Annotated in this window: 3 protein-coding genes; all 3 read left to right on the plus strand. The window is 39.0% G+C overall.

The genetic code is table 11. From position 1 onward, the window contains the following. Positions 1-1,500 (plus strand): bifunctional aconitate hydratase 2/2-methylisocitrate dehydratase (locus tag AC4GME_RS01405; RefSeq protein WP_490378917.1); only part of this gene is annotated, 1,500 nt, incomplete at its 5' end. A 268-nt stretch (positions 1,501-1,768) separates the two neighbouring features. Further along, positions 1,769-2,605 carry a winged helix-turn-helix domain-containing protein gene (locus AC4GME_RS01410; RefSeq protein WP_490378703.1) on the plus strand — a complete coding sequence of 279 codons (837 nt, stop codon included), beginning with the start codon at positions 1,769-1,771 and terminating at the stop codon, positions 2,603-2,605. Between the two features lie 375 nt (positions 2,606-2,980). Continuing rightward, the gene (locus AC4GME_RS01415; RefSeq protein WP_490378702.1) at positions 2,981-4,294 is read left to right on the plus strand and encodes an adenylosuccinate synthase; all 1,314 of its coding nucleotides are present in this window, start codon (positions 2,981-2,983) and stop codon (positions 4,292-4,294) included. Positions 4,295-4,417 lie beyond the last annotated feature (123 nt).

A 4,417-nucleotide genomic window follows, 5' to 3' on the forward strand; every position in this document is an offset into this window, starting at 1 on the left:
ACTGTATTCCAGCTGCCTGTAGAAGCGCAGGCTTCGACTAAAGGCTACACGCTGGCGCAAAAAATGGTTGGTAAAGCATGCGGCGCAGCAGGCGTTCGTGCCGGTCAATACTGTGAGCCGAAAATGACAACGGTTGGTTCGCAAGATACAACTGGTCCGATGACGCGTGATGAACTGAAAGATTTAGCCTGTTTAGGTTTCTCTGCTGATTTAGTAATGCAGTCTTTTTGTCATACGGGTGCATACCCTAAACCGATTGATGTTATTACCCATCACACCTTACCTGACTTTATTATGAACCGTGGTGGAGTTTCTCTTCGCCCGGGGGATGGCATAATCCACTCTTGGTTAAATCGTATGTTAGTACCTGATACGGTAGGTACAGGTGGTGATTCTCATACACGTTTCCCAATTGGTATCTCTTTCCCTGCGGGATCAGGTTTAGTTGCATTTGCAGCTGCAACGGGTGTAATGCCACTTGATATGCCTGAGTCAGTATTAGTTCGCTTTAAAGGTGAATTGCAACCTGGTATCACACTGCGTGATTTAGTTAATGCGATTCCACATCAAGCGATTAAAGACGGACACCTAACAGTTGAAAAAGCGGGCAAGGTAAATATTTTCTCCGGTCGCGTGCTTGAAATTGAAGGTCTGCCAACACTTAAAGTGGAGCAAGCATTTGAGTTATCAGACTCATCTGCAGAGCGCAGTGCCGCAGGTTGTTCAATTAAGCTTGATAAAGAGCCAATTATTGAATACTTGAATTCGAATATTGTGATGCTTAAATGGATGATCGCTGAAGGTTATGGTGATGTTCGTACAATCACCCGTCGTATCGAAGAGATGGAAGCCTGGCTGGCTAATCCAGAGTTAATGGAAGCGGATAAAGATGCTGAATATGCTGCAATTATTGAAATTGATTTAAATGAAGTAAAAGAGCCAATTGTTGCTTGTCCAAATGATCCTGATGATGTAAAACTGTTGTCAGAAGTAGCGGGTCAAAAAATAGATGAAGTCTTTATCGGTTCATGTATGACAAATATCGGTCATTTCCGTGCAGCAGGTAATCTGTTGGATAAATATAACGGTCAATTACCTACGCGTTTATGGGTTTCTCCGCCAACTAAAATGGATGCAAGCCAACTTTCTGATGAAGGTTATTACAGTATTTTTGGCAGAGTCGGTGCACGTACTGAGATGCCGGGCTGCTCACTATGCATGGGTAACCAAGCGCGTGTAGGTGATAATACAACTGTTGTTTCCACTTCAACACGTAATTTCCCGAACCGTTTAGGTAATAATGCAAATGTATATTTAAGCTCGGCAGAGTTAGCTGCGGTTGCGGCGATTGAAGGTAAATTGCCAACTGTTGCAGAATATATGAAATATGCTAAATCATTAGATGCCGTAGCAGCTGAAACTTACCGTTATTTAAATTTTGATCAAATCAAAAATTACACAGATAAAGCTGATACAATCATCTCAATTAAAGAGGCATAACACACTGCATCAATAAGATAAGTGTCATCTGTTTTATAAAAAACTGTTCTCATTTGAGAGCAGTTTTTTTTACGTAAGTGATTGATCTGTTTTATCCTAAAGCAAAAATATTTTACAAAAAGGTAACAAAACTTGAATTAGCTTGTTTTTTCACCTAATTTTGATAAAGTACATAGTAATGATAAAAAAAAGAGGCTGACTAGCAGCCCGATAAATTAGTAATAGTAACGCTATTACTTTAATCTGAATCTAATAAATGGGTGCTATTATGTTAGAAAAAAGTTTAGTTGTGGGTGAATACCACATAGATACCAGTCAAAATAGTTTAATTCATGGAAGCCGTAAGGTTTACTTAGGCCCTTTACGTACATCACTGCTACATTTTTTATGTAAAAATGTAAATACAGTGGTAACGCGTGAAGATCTTGCTCAACATGTATGGGGTCGTTTAGTGACTGACCATACTATCAATCAGCATATCTCTCAGCTTCGCAAAAGTATCGGTACATTGAGCCTGCACGGTTTAAATATCTCTACTATTCCTAAGCGTGGTTATATTGCTCGTATGGAAGGTGTTGGTATCTCAACTGAGAATCAAGTATCTCCAATTACGCAAGGTGAAAGCTCAGTTAACGCAATCAGTAATATGAAAGTATTAATTGTTGAAGCGGAAGCTGCTGAACGTATTCAACTAATAGAGCAATTGGAAAGCGTTGAAGTTGCATATGTTGAAGGTGTAGCAACAACAATTGAAGCTGAGCGCTCTGTTGCCCTGCAAGATTTTGACCTTGTTATCATTGATTCATTACTTGCAGAAAATGCAGGCATTGAATTAATCAAACGTATCCGTACAGGTCAAACTTCAGCTTCAGCTGATATCTGCATCTTAAGCGCACACTTTGATGTTCAACGTGAATTGTTAGGTCTAAACAGTTTATTGGATGTTCAAGGTTTATTATTAAAACCATTTGAAGTAAACCGTTTAAAACAGATGCTAATGGTTGCAAGCAAATCAAATGTAGTTTTAAAACCACAAGCAGCATATGAGCTTGTGCCTACAGATGTCTTAAATATCGCAGAGCAAAAGAAAGCAATTAACGAATAAGCTATTTATTGCCCCATTTTTTGGGGAAATATCTTGCAATAAAGGCTCTAGTGGAAACGCTAGCGCCTTTTTTTATTTGGCGAACGCTATTTTTTCTCCTTTATTTTTATAAATATTCTTTAAATCACTTCACTAAGGCATGGCGAGTTATCATATTAAATGAGATTTATTTACCCTAACTTATTAATAATAAAGCTCAGTAGTTCATGGGGTTAGCTGTAAAAGTATTCTATTAATCGCTTTTATTAAGAAAGTGTTTATGTTGGAAATTGTCAGTTTCTATTTTTTGCATCGGATTAAATAATAAAGATATTGATATGCACGATTAATGTTTGCTAAAATCCTTTCTCAATTCGCTAGAGATATGTGATTCTGATGGGAAATAATGTAGTAATTCTTGGCACTCAATGGGGTGACGAAGGTAAAGGTAAGGTTGTAGACCTACTTACAGACAAAGCGCAATGGGTAGTTCGCTATCAAGGTGGACACAATGCGGGTCATACACTTGTAATTGATGGAGAGGTAACAGTTCTTCATCTGATTCCATCAGGCATCCTGCGTGAAAACGTAAAATGTGTTATCGGTAATGGCGTGGTGTTAGCACCTGACGCGTTACTGAAAGAGCTTAAAATGCTTGAAGAGCGTGGTGTACCTGCTAAAGAACGCCTTTCAATCAGTGAAGGTTGTCCTCTAATTCTTCCGTACCATGTCGCACTTGATGTTGCTCGTGAAAAAGCGCGTGGCAATAAAGCTATCGGTACAACTGGTCGTGGTATCGGTCCGGCATACGAAGATAAAGTTGCTCGTCGTGGTTTACGTGTTGATGACTTATTCAACATGGAAACATTTGCTGTAAAACTTAAAGAAGTTATCGAATATCATAACTTCCAATTAGTTAACTACTACAAAGTTGAAGCGGTTAGCTATGAAGAAGTACTGAAGCAGATGCAAGATGTTGCCGATCTGCTTAAAGGTATGGTTATTGATGTAACAGATGAACTGGATAAAGCCCGTTTACGTGGTGAAAATATCTTGTTTGAAGGCGCACAAGGTACGCTACTTGATATCGACCATGGTACATACCCGTATGTAACCTCTTCAAATACAACTGCAGGTGGCGTAGCTACTGGTAGTGGTTTTGGTCCTACACATCTTGATTACGTGTTAGGTATCGTTAAAGCTTACACAACACGTGTTGGCTCGGGTCCTTTCCCAACTGAATTATACGATGGTATCGATAAATTAGATCCAGCGGGTAAACATCTTGGTACTGTAGGCCATGAATTTGGTGCTACAACAGGTCGCTTACGTCGTACTGGTTGGTTTGATGCTGTTGCAATTAAACGTGCCGTACAGCTAAACAGCATTACAGGTTTCTGCTTGACTAAACTAGATGTTTTAGACGGTTTAGAAGAGATCAAAATCTGTACTGCTTACAAAATGCCTGGTGATAAATTAGTAGATGTTCCACCAATGTCTGCCGATGGTTATGAACTTGCTGTTCCAGTTTATGAAACTATGCCAGGTTGGAGTGAAAGCTCATTTGGCGTAACATCGTTTGATGCATTACCTGAAAATGCTAAAGCATATATAAAACGCTTAGAAGAAGTGACTGGCGTGCCAATGGATATTATTTCTACTGGTCCAGATCGCAATGAAACAATGATTCAGGTTAACCCGTTTAACTAATCATTTGCGAAGCTAATCATTACTAAACTGTAGTGATTAGCAGCAATAAAGCATGATGTGTTAAAACCTAACCCGTTTAACTAATCATTTGCGAAGCTAATCATTACTAAACTGTAGTGATTA

The sequence above is a fragment of the Psychromonas sp. genome (assembly GCF_983033635.1).

Bases quoted from the DNA above. Each gene is read 5' to 3' on its own strand.
- AC4GME_RS01410 (WP_490378703.1), top strand. From the start codon at position 1,769: ATGTTAGAAAAAAGTTTAGTTGTGGGTGAATACCACATAGATACCAGT.
- AC4GME_RS01415 (WP_490378702.1), top strand. From the start codon at position 2,981: ATGGGAAATAATGTAGTAATTCTTGGCACTCAATGGGGTGACGAAGGT.